Source organism: Peribacillus sp. SIMBA_075 (assembly GCF_046534585.1).
Genome location: NZ_JAWRYN010000992.1, coordinates 1 through 257 on the forward strand (window position 1 = coordinate 1; position 257 = coordinate 257).

Below are 257 nucleotides of genomic sequence, written 5' to 3' on the forward strand. Positions count from 1 at the left end.
GAATACCGCTCTTGATCGCCACCGCGACTCATGTGGGCGCCAGTCTCGCGATCGCGTCGGCTCCCGAGATCACCTGGATCCTCGCGCTGAGGGTGGTTCAGGGCGCTGGCGCGGCCGGAGGCGGGGTCGTGGCTCTCGCAATGATCCGTGATGTGGCGGACGGACGTCAGCTCATCAGGGGACTGGCGCGGGTGGCGCTCTTCACGGGTATCGCCCCCGTCGTGGCACCGTTCCTTGGGGCGGAACTCATGCAGCTT

General features: G+C 67.3%; 1 protein-coding gene. It reads left to right on the forward strand.

Annotated elements, in window-relative coordinates:
- Nucleotides 1-32 precede the first annotated feature (32 nt).
- A partial coding sequence (locus tag SB775_RS31250) for an MFS transporter (protein ID WP_410865160.1) occupies nucleotides 33-257 on the forward strand: 225 nt, incomplete at its 3' end.